We start from the raw sequence: 16,194 nt of genomic DNA, 5'->3' as shown, positions 1-16,194 counted from the left end.
GCGTGGTCAGGGAGGTGATGAGCACCACCACCACCAGCGCCAGGAGCAGCGCGTACTCCGCCGTCGAGACGCCGCGCTCTCCGCCCCGCGACCCCGCACGACCCTCCCCCGCCGCGGGCCTGAGCCTTTCCAGCCTCCGGTAGAGCCGCACCTGGGCCCCCAAGAGCGCCTCCGTCACCCGCCGAGCGATCGCCTGCATCCGCCTCGACCTCCTCGCGCCTTCCGGCGCCGGATCTGCCGCCTGGCCGGCCCGGCGGGGGTCCTGCCGCCAAGAGTGGTAGGACGTGAGCAGAGCCGGAAGGCTGGACGGGTGGCAGCCCGTCCCCCTTCCCTCTCGCGAAGCGCATGGACTTACCTCCTCCACGGGCGGTCCCGGCCACCGCCCGCCGTCGTTCGGGACTTCGCCCGCGGTCAGAAGTCGGCCAGGAAGCGAAGAAGGCTCGGCACCAGCACCAGGATGAGGATGGGCGGGAGCAGGAGCGCCCCCGTGGCCAGCGTCAGCTTGAGAGGGAGCACGTCCAGCTGGCGGGCCCGCCGGGTCGCCTCCTCCTCCTGCACGGCGGCGGCGATGGAGCGGAGCGTCTCCGCCACGGGAGCGCCCAGGCTCTGCCCCAGGCGGAGCGCCCGTTCCAGCCCGCGCAGCTCCGGCAGGCGCAGCTCCTGGTAGAGGAGCGTCAGCGCCCGCAGCGGCTCCTGGCCGCGCTCGACCTGCCCCGCCACCTGGAGGAGCTCCTCCCCCATGGCCCCGCCGGTCTCCTCGCCCGTCAGGCGGATGGCGTGAAAGAGGTTGAGCCCCGCCTCGCTCGCTTCGGCCAGCAGGTCGAGGGTGGGAGCCAGGGCGCGGCGCGCCTCCCGCTGGCGGGCCCGCTGCCGGCGGCGGCTCCGCAGGCCTCCCGCCAAGCGGGCGCCGGCGGCGCGGGAGGAGGCGGTGGCCTGGCGCAGGCGCCGTATCGCCCGCGGCAGCCAGGCGGCGCCCGGATCGAGGGCGACCACCGCCGCGGCGGCGGCCCCGCTGGCGAGAAGGGCGGTCAGGAGGAGCCAGGGCAGGTGCGACATCATCCCGCCTCCCCGGTTCGGGTCAGCCGGTCGACGACCCCGATGCCCGCCAGCCACGAGAGGAGGGCGTAGGCGAGCGCGACCCGGCCCGCGGGCGAGGCGCCCAGCAGGCCCAGCGGGCTGGCGCCGGTGGCCACCATGTAGAGGAAGATGAGCGGCGGCAGCGCGGCGAGGAAGTGGGCCGTCCAGCGCGCCTCGGCGGTACGGGCCGCCTGCTGCGCCCGGCGCTGCCGTTCGCGGCGCAGGCTCTCGCTCAGCCGGGCCAGGGCCAGTCGCGGGTCACCGCCGGTGCGGCGGTGGAGGCGAAGCACCTGGCCCAGGCGCCTCCCGCTCTCCTCGCAGCCCGGCACCTCCTCCAGGTGGCGGAGTGCCAGCGAGAGGCTGACGCCGCTCCGGTAGAGGCGGAGCACCTGCTCCAGGTGCGGTGCCAGCAGCGGTTCGGCGTGGCGGGCCGCCTGCTCCACCGCCAGGAAGATGCTGGCCCCCGCGCGCAGCGCCTCGGAGATCTCCAGGATGGCGGCCTCCATGGCTTCCTCCATGGCCTCGCGGCGACGCCGGGCGAGGAGCCGCCTGCGCGCGGCCTCCAGAAGACGGCCGACCGGGTCGGCCGGCTGCCTGGGGCGGCGGCCGAGAAGCCTTGCCAGGCGGCCGCCCGACGCCCCCTCGCGGAAGAGCTCCCAGGCGGCCAGCGAGAAGGCCGCCGAGCCAGCCAGGGCCAGGAGCCCGGGCCACGCGCTCATGCCGCCCGACCCCGCCCTTGCGGAGCCTCCGCCACGCCCGCCATCGGCCAGCGCTCCCCGGCGCGGGCCGCCTTCTCGCGCAACCGGGCGGGCAGTTCGGCAGGCAGGCTTTCGAAACGCGAGGCGCGGTGATTCCAGCGCCAGAGCGTCCGGATCAGTGCCCGTCCCCCGGCCAGCTCCACCGCGCCCACCTCGAGGAGGCGGCGCGAGCCGTCGCCCAGGCGGGCCTGGTGGAGGACGAGGTCGAGGCCCGCCCCTACCTGCTGGAGGATGGCGGCGTAGGGGAGATCGGCCCCCGCCATCAGCACCATGTTGGCCACCCGTTCGAGAGCGTCGGAGGCCGAGTTGGCGTGGAGGGTGCTGAGCGCTCCCTCGTGGCCGGTGTTGAGGGCGGTCAGCCAGTCGAAGGCCTCGGCGCCGCGCAGCTCGCCGATGATGATCCGGTCGGGACGCATGCGGAGCGCGTTCCGCACCAGCTCGCGGATCGTCACCTCCCCCCTTCCTTCCACGTTGGCCGGACGGGCCTCCAGGCGGACGACGTGCTCCTGCTGCAGGAGCAGCTCGGCGTCGTCCTCCACCGTGATCAGCCGCTCGCGGCCGCCGGGGATGAAGCTGGCCAGGGCGTTGAGGGTGGTGGTCTTGCCCGAGCCCGTCCCCCCGCTGACCAGCAGGTTGCAGCGGCTGCGCACCGCCACGGCCAGCCACCGCGCCAGCTCCGCACTCCAGGTGCCCAGCTCCACCAGCCGGGCGGGGGTCAACGGCTCGCGGGAGAACTTGCGGATGGTGAGGTAGGGACCGCCCAGCGCCAGGGGCGCGATGACGGCGTGGACCCGCGAGCCGTCGGGCAGGCGCGCGTCCACGTAGGGCTGCGACCGGTCGATGCGCCGGCCCAGCGGGGCGACGATGCGCTGGATGAGCGCCTCCAGGTGCGCGGCGTCGCGAAAGCGGATCGACGTCCGCTGGAGCTGGCCGAGGCGCTCCACGAAGACGGCCTTGGGGCCGTTGACCAGGATGTCGTTGACGGTGGGGTCACGCATCAGCGGTGCCAGCGGCCCGTAGTCGGCCAGCTCGTCGGCGATCGCCTCGGCCAGTCGCCGGCGCTCGACGGGGTGGCGGAGACCGTGCTCGGCCAGCAGGCGCGTCTCGAGCCAGCGCAGGAGTTCGAGGCGCCCCTCCCCGTCCTGGCGGGCACTCTCGAAGAGATCCGGGGCGGAGCGCATCAGGTGCTCGCGCAGCCGGTCCACCAGCTCGCCCGGGGGTTCGGCGGGCCCGGCGGGAGGCTGGCTGGAATCGCCGGCCTGCAGGGATGCCGCCGCCGTGCGGGAGGCCGGCCTCGCTTCCGCGGGCACCCGCCACCTCTCCTCTTCCATCAGCGCCGTCGTGCTCTCCACGGTCATCCCCTCCCGTTCCGGTCTCGGATCCAAGCGCTTGAGAGGCGCGCCCAGCCTTCGCGCAGGAGGTCGGTCCAGCCGCCCTCCGCCCGGGCGAAGGGGACCAGCTGGGTGGCCAGCCGCCCGGCGGCGCGGCTGAAGGGGTGGTCGGGTTGGTCGAGCACCAGCGGCCGCCCGACGTAGGCGCTCCGTTCCAGCGCCTCACCGGCCTCGGGCAGCTCGAACCAGCGTTCGAAGCCCAGCTCGCGGGCCGCCTGGGCGGGCGGTACAAGTCCGCCGGGACGCAGGCGGGTGAAGACGAGCTGCACCCGCTCGCGCGGCCAGGGAACCTCTTCCTGCTCCAGGAAGAGCCGTAGGCGGCGGAGGGCGGGCGGCTCGGCGGTGGTGACGAGGAAGAGCTGCGTCGCCGAGCCGGCGAGGGCTCTTGCCAGCTCGGGAGGAGGCGCCGGTGCCGTGTCCACCAGCGTCACGTCGTAGCGCGCGAGGCAGCCCCGCAGGAGAAGCTCCACCTGGGCGGCGTCGATCAGCTGGGCCAGCTCGGGACGCGGCAGGCCGGCCACGACGTCGAAGCCCAGGCGGTGGTGGCGGATCGACGCCTGCGCCTCCGCCGACTCGAGTCGGCCGGCGAAGGGAAGCAGGTCGGCGAGCCCGGGCGCGTCCAGGAGCTCCAGCTGGACGGAGGCGTCCGCGCCCTCCAGGCCCATGTCGACGAGGAGCAGCCGGGCGTCGGTGCGCGCGGCCAGGAGCGCGGCCAGGTTGACCGCCAGGCTGGTCTTGCCGGCGCCTCCCTGGGCACCGAGGATGACCGCCACCTGCGGGCGCAGCGTCCGCACGGGGAAGCGTGCCGCCTCCTCGCGGCGCGCCGCCTCGAGGCGCTGCCACGAGCGATCGCGCTCGCCGGCCGCGGCGGCCGTCCCGGAGGGGTCGGGGGTGGCGACGGGGCCGGGCGCAGGCGGTGCCGGCCTCCGTACGGCGATCCGCGCCCTGCCTCCGGCGAGGCGGCCGCGGCCGGCGGCGGCGGCGCCCCCCGCCACCGCCGGCGGGCGCCGGGCGGCCGGCCAGCCGGCGCGCTCCAGGACGTCGGAGAGGCTCCAGGGGAGGCGCAGCTCGTCGACGCCCTGCACGTCGTAGGCGATGGCGCCGCTGGTGACGGCCAAGAGCCTCGTCCCCGGAAGCAGGGCGCGCACGCCGGCCAGGAGCGCCGAGAAAGGCTCCCCCGGCGCGGCGCTCTCGGCGGCCACCACCACCTCCGGCCGGATCTGGGCCAGCACCGGCAGGGCCGACTCCACCTCCTGCAGGCGGGCGACCAGGCGCGGGCCGCCGGGCGTGCGGAGCGCCTCCTCGAGCTGCGGGTCGTCGCCGACCAGGACGACGCGCGGGCGCGGCCGGACGGGCGACCCGGACTCGAGACCGGGCTCACTCCCCGCCACCGGCTCCACCCCCTGTCGTCACGCCGGAAAGGTCGGTCGCGTCCGGAGGCGCATCCAGCAGTTCCCCCGGCGGATTGCCGGGCGCTTCCTCGAAGGGTTCGCCCGCAGGCGGGGCGGCCGCCTCGCCCGAGGGCACGGCCGGGAGAGGGACGGAGGCCGGCAGGAGGAGCCGCTGGCGGTCGACGCCACCGCCGCTCTCCAGGCCGCCTGCCAGAGAGGAGGCGGCCAGCATGACGCGGCCGTAGGCGATCGCATAGGCGAGGCGCTCCGCCTGGGGGCCGTCGACGGCCAGGAGGACGGCCGCGGGCGCCTCGCGGCGGTCGCGGCCGCCCGGGCTCTCGTCGTACCAGCCGCCGGCCGCATCCTGCACCCCGACCAGCTCGACGCCGCGGAGGAGCAGCTGGCTGCGCGCCGCGGCTCCGTCGCGACTCTCGGAGACGAAGAGGACGTCCAGGCGCCGACCGGGCTGGAGAAGGCCCACGGGTGTCCGCGTCGGGTCGACGGGCACGGCCATCACCGCGCGCCCGGGCGCCAGCCCGGCCAGCGCCTGGCCGGCCCGGTCGCCGCCGGCCAGCCGGCCGCGCAGGATCTGCTCGCCGCGCGCGAGGGCGGCCGAGGTGTACCGTCCCACCACCTGCCGCACGTCGCCGCTCGCCTCCGGGTGGACGGCCTCGGCGGGCAGCTCGACCAGCCGCACGTCGCCCGCCTGAAGGCGCGTGTAGGCCGGGAGGGCGCGCGCGGCCACGACCACCGGGACGCGGCCGCCGCCCCGCGGCAGCAGGGCCAGGAAGGCGGCCAGCGAGGCCAGGCCGACCGCCAGCGCGAGCCAGAACGTCGGGTTCCGCCAGCGCATCCGATTCTCACCGCCCAGGCATCGGGATGTTCCAGACGCTACCAGGAAGCGTCGGGGCTGTCAAGATATTCCATGGCTACCGCTCCCTGGATAGGATTGGAGGCGGAGGACCGCCGGCCTCCGGAGAGGGGGAGCTTCGTTGGAAGAGAGGAGAGCCCGTGCAGGTGGCTCGGGGGGAGGCGGGCCTTCGCCGCCCCGCGCCGGCCGCCCGCGGAGTCGACCGGGCCGGGCGCGGAAGGCGCTACGCCTGCTGCTCGCGCTCCTGCTTCTGGGGGCGCAGGGGGCGGTTCTCGGCTCCGCCGCCGGGCGGGCGGCGGCCGCCACCTTCGACCGCGACCCCTGGTACCGCGACGTCCCCGTCGCCCATTGGGCCTACGGCATGATCCGGGCGCTCTGGGAGGCGGGGGTGACCGACGGCGACCGCTGGACCGTGGGCGGCCGCGTCCTGGCCGCCTACTTCCGGCCCGACGCCACCATGAGCCGGGCGGAGTATGCCCTGCTCTCCGCGCAGTCCTTCAAGCTGGCGCCGGTCGAGGGCGCAACGGCCTACTACGCCGACGTGGGTCCCGAGCTCCTGCTCTACGGCCGCCTCCCCGCCCTGCCCTGGGTGGAGGCGCTCCGGCGCCAAGGGTGGGTCGGGGGCGCGCCGGGCTCGCTCTTCCACCCCGAGGCGGGCCTGCGGCGGGACATGGCCGTCGCCTTCCTGATCAGCGGCCTGGGCTTCGACCGCTGGGCGGAGGCGCTGCCCGTCGCCCGCCAGATGGAGCTCCTCGGGCGCTTCCCGGACGGCGGAGAGGCGCTGCCCGAGTTCCGCGCCCGGGTGGCGCTGGCCGTCCAGCTCGGGATCCTCGAGGGCTATCCCGACGGAAGCCTCCAGCCCGCCCGGCTGCTCACGCGCGCCGAGGCTGCGGCCGAGATCTACCGCTCGGCCATGATCACCCTCCGCCCGTCGCCCAACCCGTTCTCGCCCGACGGTGACGGCTGGGAGGACGAGACGACCATCGGGATCGGTTCGCTTCTCACCCAACCGGCCTACAACTGGAACCTCTTCATCCGCGACCTGAGCGGCCGGGAGCTCTTCCGCTTCCGCCGCGGCAGCCAGCCCATGCCCCTGCCGGAGAGCGTCACCTGGGAGGGGAGTGACGCCCTGGGGCTCCCGGTGCCGGACGGCGAGTATCGCCTGCAGGGGGCGGTGGTCGACCGCCAGGGGAACGAGCTGCTCTCCGTGCCGACGCCGCTCTTCGTCGTGCGGCGACGCCTGGAGGCCTTGCTGGAACCGGAGCGGAGCCTGCCGGGAGCCACGGTCGCGGTGCTGGCCCGGACGACCGGGGGCGCGCGCTCGGTCAGCGCCGCGCTGGCCGGCCAGGTTCGGGCCCTGGCCCCCGCGGGCGAGAGCGACGGCTGGACCACCTGGAGCGGCCTGCTGGCCGCACCCGCCGACGAGGGCGCGTACGCGGTGACGGTGCGCGCCGACTTCGGCCCGGTCGCGCGCGAGCAAACCCTCACCCTACGCGTGGAGCGCCCGCTCCACCTGGAAGGAAGCCTCGACCCGAACCCGGCCCCACGCGGCTTCCATGTCCGCCTCCGCGCGGAGGGCAGCAGTGCGCTCGTCGCCGTCGAGGCGGTCTGGCCCGACGGCAGCCGCCAGAGACTGCTCCCGCTGGGCGCGGGCGCCTGGCAGGGCGACTGGCGCATCCCCGACGAGTGGCCGGACGGCGCCTACCCCGTGGAGCTGACGGGCCGCACCGCCGACGGCCGCAGCGCCGGCGCGCGCGTCGACCTGGTGGTGGGAGGCGAGCTGCTGGAGATGGTCCGTTTCGTGCTGACGGGCTGAACGGTCCGGAGGCGGCTCCGGACGGTGCCGGGCGGGGCGCGTGCCCGCCCCATGGCCCCGCCCGGCGGGAGTCCGGGACGGCTAGCCTCCCCGGCCCGGCGCGGCCGGCGCCGCAGGCGCCACCGGTGTGGCGGCTGCGCCCGGGCCGGCGGCGGGCATCACCGCCTGCTGCACCGGCGGCCGCCCGTGGACGTAGAACAGACCGGTCAAGTGGAGCTGGAACGTCCCCGGTGCCGCCCCGCTGGCGGCCACGCTCCAGGAGGTGACGCGGAGACCGGGCGTGGAGCCTTCGGTCAGTCCCAGGAAGCGGGCCAGCCCCGACCAGCTCCCCTGGGCGACCAGATCCAGCGTGACCTGGCCGTAGGGGAGCGGGGTGGCGTTGGCCGCGGTCTGGCCCGTGGCACTCTTCTGCGGCTGCGAAGGCGCCAGCTCCGTGAAGGGACCATAGCCGGCCGAAAGGAGGGTCACCCCGCTCTCCCGGGCGTGGGCGGCCAGGAGCGTCCCCGAACCCGGGAGCGCACCCAGCGCCACGAGGCCGGCCTCGGCGCGGGCGAGGCGGCTCTCGAGGGCCGGCACCTGTCTGGCGGCGCCGGCGACGGAGGTGGCCAACCGCTCCGCCTGTAGCGCCGATCTTTGCGCCGCCGTCAGCCGGCTTTCCATGCCGGCCAACTGGGTCACCTGGGGCAGGAGGCTGAGCGGCACGAAGACCAGCAGAAAGAGGACCGCCAGGAGCAGCAGCCAGGGCGCCAGCCGGACCAGCCGCGGCTCGTGCGCGAGCGCGGAGAGGTGGAAGCCGGCCGCTCTCCTGCCAGGCGAGCGCCCGCCGCCCGCGGGGCCGGACGGGAAGGCGAGCGGGCTTCCCGGATGCGAGGCGCTCATGGCTTCCCCTCCCCGGCAAGCCAGCTCTCCAGCTGGAACTGGACGCCCGCGGGTTGCGGGGCGCCCGTGGCCGCCGGGGCGCCGCCCTGGCCCGCCACCTCGCTGACCACCCGCACGTAGGCGAAACGGCCCGTCGCCTGGAGCGCCCGGACGTAGCTCTCGACGGCCGCGTAGCTCGGCAGCTGGCCGGTCAAGAGAAGGCGCCCGCCGCTGCCGAGCGTCGCGCTACTCAAGGAACCGCCTGCCGGAAGGAGCTCCGCCAGTCTCTCGAGGAGCGCCTGTGACCCCTGGACGCCGGGAGGAAGCGCTTCGAGCACGGCCAGCCGGGTGCGAAGCTCGGCGAGGCTCCGCGCCTCCGGAGCGCTCCGCGCCGCCAGCGCGTTGGCCTGCGCCTGCCGCCGGCCGTAGGCGCCGATCTGGGAGTCCAGGCGTGACGACTGGGCGAGCAATGCCGACCAGGCGAGCACGGCCAACAGGTCGAGGAGCGCCACCGCCAGCAGCGCCGCGCTCAGTGCGCCCGCGAGGCGCGCGCGCCTCGACGGAAGCCGCGGGTGGAGGAGATCGAAGGCAGGCCACGACGACGCCCTCACCGGCCCGGCGCCCCCTTCTCCGCGGTGACCGCCTGGCGGAGGCCTTCCTCTTCGCTCACGGCCTCGCCCCGTCGAGCCCGGGCCGCATACCACCGCGCCAACTCGCCCGCCAGCACCCAGCGGGGATCGAGCGCCCCCACGGGCGATCGAGCGGCCGCCTCGGGCGTCCCCGGCCGCCGGAGTTCCAGCGCGAGCGCCTCGCTCAGCGCCGTCCGCAGCGCCGGCCAGAGCGCCCCGCCGCCCACCGCCCACATCTCCACGGGTCCCGAGGAAAACTCCTGCTGGACCCGGCGCAGCGCCCGCACCAGGTCGCCCGCCAGCTCGCCGAGAGCGGCCCCGGTGGCGAGCGGGCCCAGGTCCTCGGCGAACTCACTGATTTTCAAGTTCTCCGCCTCCGCGGGCGCGACGCCGATCGCCGAGGCCAGCTCCTCCGTCAGGAGGCGGCCGCCGACGCGCGAGCGGTGGAAGGCGAACGGCACGCCGTCGGGGTCGACCACCATCAGGCGGCTGCCCGATTCGCCCAGATCGAGGACGCCCGATGCCGCTCCCGGCGGCCGGAGCTCGAGGGCGATCCGCCAGAGCGTCACCCACTCCGGCTCCAGCACCGCCGGGCGGACGCCGAGCTGCCGTAATGCCGCCATGCGCGCGTCGACCGCCTCCAGGCGGGCACCGCTCACCGCGTAGCGGAGGCGAGACGGCCCGTCCCCCGCCGGATCTCCCGTGCGCCCGTCGGCAAGGGAGACGAAATCGAAGACGCCCTCGTCGACCGGGAAAGGAAGTATCCGCTGCAGCTCCCACCGGAGCGACGCGATCGCCTCCCGCCCGCCCAGCTGGAGGGACGGCAGCTCGATGAGGCGGAAGACGCACTCCTCCGCCGGAAGCGTGGCCACCACCGGCCCGCGCGCCACGCCCCCCTCCGGTCGCGGCGGGCCGTCTCCGTCCCAGGAGGCTACGCGCACGCCGGTACTGCCCGCGTCCACCCCGTAGCTCGCTCGTCTCCGCACCTACGACCCGCCTTCGTCCCAGCTCAGCTGCGTCCAAAGGCCCGCTCCCGGCGCCAGGGAAGAGAACGTCATCAGGCCCCGCGGATTGGGCGAGATCTCCATCGTGCTCAGGTCGATCAGCGACCCGACGGAGAAGCGAACGTCCCCGGCGGAGACCACGGCAGCCGTCATCTGGGTCGTGCCGACACTCACGAAACTATTGAGGGCGAGCTCGACCTTGGGAGGGTTGGATGCACCAGGGAGGGGCGCAGAGTACGCCACCAGGTCGAGCGTGGCGCCGCGCGAGGCCGAGACCAGGCTGGCACTGTCGATGGTGATGTCGTTGCTGGAGTCCGGCCCGCAGGCCCGGGCCGAGCAGCCTCGGCGGTCGAGCGCGAGGATCGCCAACGTGCTCGTCCCCGTGCTGACGTTGGCCAGGGAGATGTTCTGGATGTCCACCGCGCCACCGGCGACGAGGAGGCCCCCGCCTCCCGTCGCCAGCGGGGAGACCGACAGGGCTTGGACCGAGGCCACCGACACATTGCCGCCGACGACGATCCGCCCCCCGTTCTCCAGGAGGAGACTCGTGCTGGTGGGCTTGGTGCGGGTGAGCACCAGGTCACCCGTCACCACCAGCGTGGCGTCCTTCCCCACTTGGAGCTGAGCGCGGTCACAGGAGAGGCTGCCCAGGATGCCCACCGTCGCCCCGTCGGGGACGACCAGGTCCGCCCCGTCGCACTCTTCGGGCGCCTGGTACCAGCCCGCCGCCAGGGTCCACGGTGCGCCCTTCACCGGAGAGAGCGGAGCGGGTGCGGGCGGCGGCGATCCCGCCAGCGACGCGAAAGCCGAGAACGGGACCGCCGGGAGCGCCATGGAGACCTGCACGGGACGGACGGGCTGCGAGGTGCCGGCCATGAAGAAGTTGCCGCGGATGTTGTAGCCGGCCCCGGGAGCCGTTCCGTACGCGGGAACCGCATCGAAGTAGACGGTCCCCCTGCCGATCCAGCTCTCGGCCGAGAGGTTGAGAGTCCGCCCGGCATAGAACGGGAAAAGGAAGGGAGTCGCCAGCCTCACCCGGACGGTGCGCACCGCGGAGCCCTTCTCCCCCTGGCTCGTGAGCAGGAAGCCACCCTGCCCGTCCGGGCCTGCCGAGACCGTGAAAGACGCCGTCCAGGGAGGGCTTCCCACGACCCCCCGGTACCCGGAGAAGGGCTGGCCGTCCCCTGCCGCCAGCTGCTTGGCCCCCTCGGCGATGCCCGCCTCGGCCGCATAGAGCGCGGCCACCTCATCCGCATGCCGCTGGGCGAGGAGGACGCTTCGCATCCATAGGGCCACCAGCGCGCTCCCCGTCAGCCCGAGCAGGGCGACCACCACGAGGACGGCCAGCAACGCCTGGCCGCCGTTTGCGCGCCGGCCGCGCGGCGGGGAGGAAGCTATTGGCCGCCCGGGTTGCGCAGTGCCACCCACAGGCTCTCCTCCTCCCCGGAACCCGCGGCGCCCAGCGTCACTTCGACTGCGGAGACCCGGGCGCAGGGCAGAGAGTCGCCGGCGGAACCGCACGAGGGCGCTGGATCGCCCCGTCCGGCTGCGGCGTAGCCGAAGCGGAGTTCGCGGAAACGCGCCCCCGGCACCAAGTCGACCACAGCCGTGTTGCCGCCTTGCACCGTGGCGACCAGGCGGCCCGTCGGGTCCAGCGAGACGTGGACGGTCGCACTTCCTGCCCAGGACGGCGGGCGCGTGAAGCCGCGCAGATCGATGGAGTCCGGGGCGCCGGCCTGGATCGCAGGTCTGCCGGCCGCGCCGGCCCGCCGGATGAGGTCGGCGAGGCGGGAGAGCCCCTGGTGAACCGCTTCCTGCTCGGATTCTTGCTGCTCGACGACCGCCTGCTGGCGAAACCCCCAGCCGACAAGTGAGGTAACTGCGCCTGCGACAATTCCGAGTAACGCCAGAACAACTACTAACTCTACCAAAGTGAATGCACGCGGAACGGATGCCGACCTCATGGCTGTGCCACGCCCGGAGACAGCTCGCTAGCAACGGAAAACAGCGTCATAGAGCCGGAAGTGTCGGAGTAAATGACCACACTTAGCCGGTCCCCGACGAGTGCCGCTGCCCACGACATCCGGGGGTAGCGGGCGTCGTTGCACGAGCCCTCCGCCCTTGGGGCTGCCATACTTGATGAGCGCACCTGTTCCATGATGCTCTGGGCGCACCGGACAGCCGCTTGGCGGCGTTGACTCCCCCAGAGCCCCGCACTGGTAGCAGTCATCAAGGGAAACAAGGCAATGGTAACCAGGGACAGGAGAAGAAGGGCTACCAACACCTCAAGCAATCCCTGCCCCCTGCTCGCCCGCAGCAGCGCTGTGGCTTTCCGGCCGTTCCTTGTGAGCGACATCAATGTAACACCTGGAAGATGCAGCCTTGTTCGACCAAGTTATCGACGCGAGATTGTTGCATGAACCAAGTGTTATTTTTATGGTTGAGTTACAGAACCGTCGTTGTGTAGCGTCCACTGCAGACTGCTACCGCTGTAATTGGCCTTCGGTGAGGCTGTGAATGTAAAGGCGTAGGTACTGGAGGAAACACTATAATCCCAGTACTTGCTTGTTGGATTGGGGTCGTCAATGCCCGTAGGCCAAGTCCCACTTGATGCAGGTGGAAATGCGTTGTTCTGCAAATAGTACGTCCAAACCTCGGACTTCACCATGTCCCATGCCTGGGCCGCCTCGGCTTGACGGGCCCGCTGCGTCATGTTGAGGTACGTCGGCACCGCGATCGCCACCAGGATCGCGATGATGGCCAACACCACGCCCAGCTCGATCAGGGTGAAGCCTTCTTGCCGGCGGCGTCGCCGCCCTTCGACCGGTCGCTCCATCCGGTCAACCTCCTTTTCTCCGCCAGGGTGCCGGGACCGCCCGGTGCACGTCAGACCATCGTTCCACGACATTGTGATGGTTCCTTCTACCCTTAGTGGCAGGAATTCTCAATGCCCCCCTTGGGCGATTGCCAAATGGCCTCCATCGCTTCCAGGGGCGAGCCCAACCGTCCACCACCCCCCTGTCGCGCCTCCTCGCCGTCGCGCGAAGGCCGCCTGGGCTGCCGGGCGGCTCCGCGGCCCGCACCCTTCGCCCCCGCGCCGTACGGGCCGCCGGCCGCCAGGGCTACCCCGGCATCTTCGAGACGTTCGAGATCAGCGAGAACATGGGCAGGAAGACCGAGAGCGCGATGAAGCCGATTACCCCGCCCATGAGCAGGACCAGCAGCGGCTCCAGGACCGAGGTGAGGCTGGAGAGGCGCTCCTCCGCCTCTGCCTCGTACATGGCCGCGGCGCGATCGAGGAGCTCGTCCAGGGCGCCGGTCCGCTCGCCCACCGCCGCCATCTCCACCAGAAAGGCCGGAAAGGCCCCGGCGAAGCGGAATCCGTCGGCGAGGCCCGAGCCTTGCTCCACGCTGCGGCGAACCTCGCGCATCGCGGACTCGAAGACGGCGTTCCCCGCCATCGTGCCCGCGGCCTCCAGCGCTTCCAGGATGGGGAAGCCGCTCCGGAACATGGTCGCCAGCCCCCGCGTCAGGCGCGCCAAGGCGAGGAGGCGCACCAGGGGTCCGAGCGCCGGAGCGCGCAGCTTCCAGGCGTCGTAACGCGCCCGGCCCTGCGGCGACCGCACGTAGAGCACCGCCGCCGCGGCCAGCGCCGCCAGCGCCACCAGGAAGAGATAGCCGTATACCGGGCGGGTGGAGAGTGCCACCAGCACCCGCGTCGTCCAGGGCAGCGGCACCTGCAGCTGCTCGAAGATGCCGACGAAGGTGGGGACGATGAAGTAGGTCATGAAGGCGAGGACGACGACGGCCACCACCAACACGAAGAGCGGGTAGGCCGAGGCCGAGCGGATCCTCCCCTCCGTCTTCAGGCGGCGCTCCTCGTCGCCGGCCAGGCGCTCCAGCACCTCGTCCAAGGTGCCGCTCAGCTCGCCCGAACGGACCAGCGCCACGTGCAGCGGCTGGAAGGCGTCCGGGAACTGGCGCATCGCGTCGTGGAGCGAGCGGCCCGACTCGATCTCGCGGAGCAGGCCCTGGGCGACCTGGCGGATGCGGCCGCCGGCCTGCTCGGCCGCCGCGCGCAGCGAGGCGCGGAGCGGCAGCCCCGCCCGCAGCATCGTCGCCATCTGCCGGAAGAAGAGGGCGCGATCGCGCGTGGGGACGGCCGAGGCGCCGAGGCCGAGGAGCTTCCTCACGTCGGCGTCGAGCCAGGGGTTCTCCGGGCGGACCGAGAGCGGTACGTAGCCGGCCTCGTGGAGCCGGGCGAGCAGGGCGCCCAGCGACTCAGCCTCGAGGGCGCCGCGCACCTTCCGGCCGGTGGCCGCGCTGCGCGCCGTGTAGACGAAGCGGCTCACCGGGGATCGCCTCCGTGCGGGCGGGCCGGCTCGGGCAGGTGCACCGCCTCCGTCACGCGCAGCACTTCCTCCACGCTCGTCACGCCCTGCCGGGCCAGTTCCAGGCCGGCCTGGCGCAGCGGGCGCATCCCCTCCGCCACGGCGAGGCGGCGGAGCTCGTCCGCCGTGGCGCCGGCGCCGATCCGCTCGCGGAGCGCCGGGCTGACCGGCATCAGCTCGGCGATGGCCGTGCGACCCGCGTAGCCGTTCCGGCAGCTGGAGCAGCCGGCCGGACGGTAGAGGGTGGCGCCGGGTGCGAGCTCGAGGCCGGCCTGGGCGAAGAGCTCGGCAGCCCCGGCGCCGGCGGGGTAGGGCTGGCGGCAGACCGGGCAGAGGACCCGTACCAGGCGCTGGCCGAGCACCCCCAGGAGCGAGGAGGCGATGAGGAAGGGCTCCACGCCCATCTCCGCCAGCCGAGGGACGCTGCTGGGCGCGTCGTTGGTGTGGAGGGTGCTGAGCAGCAGGTGGCCGGTCAGCGCCGCGCGGACGGCCGTATCGGCCGTCTCGCGGTCGCGGATCTCGCCCACCATGATCACGTCGGGGTCCTGGCGGAGGAAGTGGCGGAGCGCCAGGCCGAAGGTGAGGCCGGCGCGGACGTTCACCTGGCTCTGGTTGACGCCGGGGATCTCGTACTCCACCGGATCCTCGATGGTGACCACGTTGAGGCGGCTCCGGTCGACTTCCTGGAGCAGGGCGGCCAGGGTGGTCGACTTGCCGCTGCCGGTGGGGCCGGTGAGCAGGATCATGCCGTAGGGGCGGCGGACGAGCTCGCGCAGGCGCTCGACGACCTCCGGCGGCAGGCCGAGGGCGTCGAGGCGGGCCCCGCCGCCCCGCTTGTCCAGGAGGCGGATGACCATCTTCTCGCCGTGGACGGTGGGCATGGAGGAGCAGCGGCAGTCCACCTCACGCCCCTCCACCACGGTCCGGAAGCGGCCGTCCTGGGGGAGCCGCCGCTCGGCGATGTCCATGCCGGCCAGCACCTTGAGGCGCGAGACCACCGCGGCGTGGAGCGCCGGCGGCGGGCTCATGGCCAGGTGGAGGTCGCCGTCCACCCGGAAGCGGATGGCGAAGCTCCCCTCGCCCGGCTCCAGGTGGATGTCGGAGGCTTTCTCGCGCAGGGCCTGGGCGAGAAGGTTCTGGACGAACTCCACCACCGGCGCCTGGCCCTCGCCGGGGAGCGGCTCGGAAGCCGCCTCCACCGCGCCTGGCCCGTCCGCCTCCGGGCCGGCCTCGCCCGCTCGGCCCTCCCGCTCGCGCCGGCTCGCGCGCTGCCCCCGTGCCTCCGCCGACCGCGTCGCCCGCTCCGCCGTCTCCAGCAGGCCGAAGATGCGGCCGACCGCCTCGTCGAGCTCTTCTTCGTCCGCCAGGACCGGCTCCACCTCCTGGCCGGTCCGGAGGCGGACCTCCTCCAGCGCCTCCAAGTCGGTGGGGTCGGCCATGGCCACCACCAGGCGCTGGGCTTCCCGGCGCACCGGGAGAAGGCGGTAGCGGCGGGCCACCCAGTCCGGCACGCTGCGCGCCACCGAGGGGTCGGGCGGCACGGCGCGGAGATCCCAGCTGCGGACGCCCAGCTGGGCGGCCAGCGCCGCCTGCAGCTGGCGCCGGCTGAGGAGACCCCGCGCGAGCAGGATCTCGCCCAGCCGCCGGCCGCTCCGCCGCTGCTCCGCCAGCGCCTCCTCGAGCTGGGCCTGGCTGATCCAGCCCTTCTCCACCAGGTATTGGCCTACTTGCCCACGGAAGAAGACGGCCGCCACCCCTCTCGCTCCCCTCCGCCTCAGCCGGCCAGGCCGGCCCAGTGCAGGTAGACGGCGGCGATGCGGCTCCCCCAGAACCAGGCGACGAGCGCGCCCGCCGCCAGGAAGGGCCCGAACGGCAGTTCGTCCCGCCTCGATCGCTTCCCGGTCGCCAGCAAGAAGGCCGCCACGCCGCCGCCCAGGACGGCGGCGGCGAAGAGCGCCACCGCCGTCGACGCCGGCCCCAGGTAGAGACCCAGCACCGCCGCCAGCTT

16 protein-coding genes are annotated in these 16,194 nt (G+C 73.9%); 1 reads left to right on the top strand and 15 read right to left on the bottom strand.

Features of this window, described 5'->3' with window-relative positions:
- The 6 genes from K6U79_07865 to cpaB form a co-directional block, all read right to left on the bottom strand.
- A partial coding sequence (locus K6U79_07865) for a hypothetical protein (protein ID MCL6522269.1) occupies nucleotides 1-199 on the bottom strand: 199 nt, incomplete at its 3' end.
- Nucleotides 200-411: 212 nt separating this feature from the next.
- The gene (locus K6U79_07860; protein MCL6522268.1) at nucleotides 412-1,056 is read right to left on the bottom strand and encodes a type II secretion system F family protein; all 645 of its coding nucleotides are present in this window, start codon (nucleotides 1,054-1,056) and stop codon (nucleotides 412-414) included.
- Nucleotides 1,056-1,796 carry a type II secretion system F family protein gene (locus K6U79_07855; GenBank protein ID MCL6522267.1) on the bottom strand — a complete coding sequence of 247 codons (741 nt, stop codon included), beginning with the start codon at nucleotides 1,794-1,796 and terminating at the stop codon, nucleotides 1,056-1,058. The genes K6U79_07860 and K6U79_07855 overlap by 1 nt, the downstream gene beginning before the upstream one ends.
- Nucleotides 1,793-3,016 carry a CpaF family protein gene (locus K6U79_07850; GenBank protein ID MCL6522266.1) on the bottom strand — a complete coding sequence of 408 codons (1,224 nt, stop codon included), beginning with the start codon at nucleotides 3,014-3,016 and terminating at the stop codon, nucleotides 1,793-1,795. Before K6U79_07850 ends, K6U79_07855 begins: the two co-directional genes overlap by 4 nt.
- Before the next feature lie 173 nt (nucleotides 3,017-3,189).
- The gene (locus K6U79_07845; GenBank protein MCL6522265.1) at nucleotides 3,190-4,617 is read right to left on the bottom strand and encodes a hypothetical protein; all 1,428 of its coding nucleotides are present in this window, start codon (nucleotides 4,615-4,617) and stop codon (nucleotides 3,190-3,192) included.
- Nucleotides 4,604-5,470, bottom strand: coding sequence for a Flp pilus assembly protein CpaB (cpaB, locus tag K6U79_07840; GenBank protein ID MCL6522264.1), 867 nt, complete (start codon nucleotides 5,468-5,470; stop codon nucleotides 4,604-4,606). Before cpaB ends, K6U79_07845 begins: the two co-directional genes overlap by 14 nt.
- Nucleotides 5,471-5,609: 139 nt before the next feature.
- Here cpaB and K6U79_07835 point away from each other — a divergent pair, with 139 nt between their 5' ends.
- Complete coding sequence (locus tag K6U79_07835; protein MCL6522263.1) at nucleotides 5,610-7,304, top strand: S-layer homology domain-containing protein; 1,695 nt, start codon at nucleotides 5,610-5,612, stop codon at nucleotides 7,302-7,304.
- Between the two features lie 81 nt (nucleotides 7,305-7,385).
- Here K6U79_07835 and K6U79_07830 read toward each other — a convergent pair whose 3' ends face one another.
- The 9 genes from K6U79_07830 to K6U79_07790 form a co-directional block, all read right to left on the bottom strand.
- On the bottom strand, nucleotides 7,386-8,183 hold the full coding sequence (locus K6U79_07830) for a hypothetical protein (GenBank protein ID MCL6522262.1): 798 nt from the start codon (nucleotides 8,181-8,183) through the stop codon (nucleotides 7,386-7,388).
- Complete coding sequence (locus K6U79_07825) at nucleotides 8,180-8,773, bottom strand: fimbrial assembly protein (GenBank protein MCL6522261.1); 594 nt, start codon at nucleotides 8,771-8,773, stop codon at nucleotides 8,180-8,182. The genes K6U79_07830 and K6U79_07825 overlap by 4 nt, the downstream gene beginning before the upstream one ends.
- A complete protein-coding gene (pilM, locus tag K6U79_07820) occupies nucleotides 8,770-9,777 on the bottom strand; it encodes a pilus assembly protein PilM (GenBank protein ID MCL6522260.1) in 1,008 nt (335 codons plus the stop codon). The genes K6U79_07825 and pilM overlap by 4 nt, the downstream gene beginning before the upstream one ends.
- Nucleotides 9,778-11,145 (bottom strand): hypothetical protein, encoded by a 1,368-nt coding sequence (locus K6U79_07815; GenBank protein ID MCL6522259.1) that lies wholly within the window; start codon nucleotides 11,143-11,145, stop codon nucleotides 9,778-9,780.
- 44 nt (nucleotides 11,146-11,189) lie between these two features.
- On the bottom strand, nucleotides 11,190-11,726 hold the full coding sequence (locus tag K6U79_07810; GenBank protein ID MCL6522258.1) for a hypothetical protein: 537 nt from the start codon (nucleotides 11,724-11,726) through the stop codon (nucleotides 11,190-11,192).
- Nucleotides 11,727-12,229: 503 nt separating this feature from the next.
- Complete coding sequence (locus K6U79_07805; protein ID MCL6522257.1) at nucleotides 12,230-12,631, bottom strand: prepilin-type N-terminal cleavage/methylation domain-containing protein; 402 nt, start codon at nucleotides 12,629-12,631, stop codon at nucleotides 12,230-12,232.
- Between the two features lie 286 nt (nucleotides 12,632-12,917).
- Entirely contained in the window at nucleotides 12,918-14,147 is a 1,230-nt protein-coding gene (locus K6U79_07800; GenBank protein ID MCL6522256.1) for a type II secretion system F family protein, read from the bottom strand.
- The gene (locus K6U79_07795; protein ID MCL6522255.1) at nucleotides 14,144-15,940 is read right to left on the bottom strand and encodes a GspE/PulE family protein; all 1,797 of its coding nucleotides are present in this window, start codon (nucleotides 15,938-15,940) and stop codon (nucleotides 14,144-14,146) included. The genes K6U79_07800 and K6U79_07795 overlap by 4 nt, the downstream gene beginning before the upstream one ends.
- 20 nt (nucleotides 15,941-15,960) lie before the next feature.
- Nucleotides 15,961-16,194 (bottom strand): prepilin peptidase (locus K6U79_07790; GenBank protein MCL6522254.1); only part of this gene is annotated, 234 nt, incomplete at its 5' end.

This window comes from Bacillota bacterium, assembly GCA_023511835.1.
In the GTDB taxonomy this organism is placed as follows: Bacteria; Bacillota; Sulfobacillia; order JAIMAT01; family JAIMAT01; genus JAIMAT01.
This window is presented reverse-complemented; position numbering and strand designations above follow the sequence as displayed.

What these genes read in the sequence shown, in the direction of transcription:
- K6U79_07855 (MCL6522267.1), bottom strand. Translation starts at nt 1,796, where the DNA reads ATGAGCGCGTGGCCCGGGCTCCTGGCCCTGGCTGGCTCGGCGGCCTTC.
- K6U79_07850 (MCL6522266.1), bottom strand. Translation starts at nt 3,016, where the DNA reads ATGCGCTCCGCCCCGGATCTCTTCGAGAGTGCCCGCCAGGACGGGGAG.
- K6U79_07830 (MCL6522262.1), bottom strand. Translation starts at nt 8,183, where the DNA reads ATGAGCGCCTCGCATCCGGGAAGCCCGCTCGCCTTCCCGTCCGGCCCC.
- cpaB (MCL6522264.1), bottom strand. Translation starts at nt 5,470, where the DNA reads ATGCGCTGGCGGAACCCGACGTTCTGGCTCGCGCTGGCGGTCGGCCTG.
- K6U79_07805 (MCL6522257.1), bottom strand. Translation starts at nt 12,631, where the DNA reads ATGGAGCGACCGGTCGAAGGGCGGCGACGCCGCCGGCAAGAAGGCTTC.
- K6U79_07860 (MCL6522268.1), bottom strand. Translation starts at nt 1,056, where the DNA reads ATGTCGCACCTGCCCTGGCTCCTCCTGACCGCCCTTCTCGCCAGCGGG.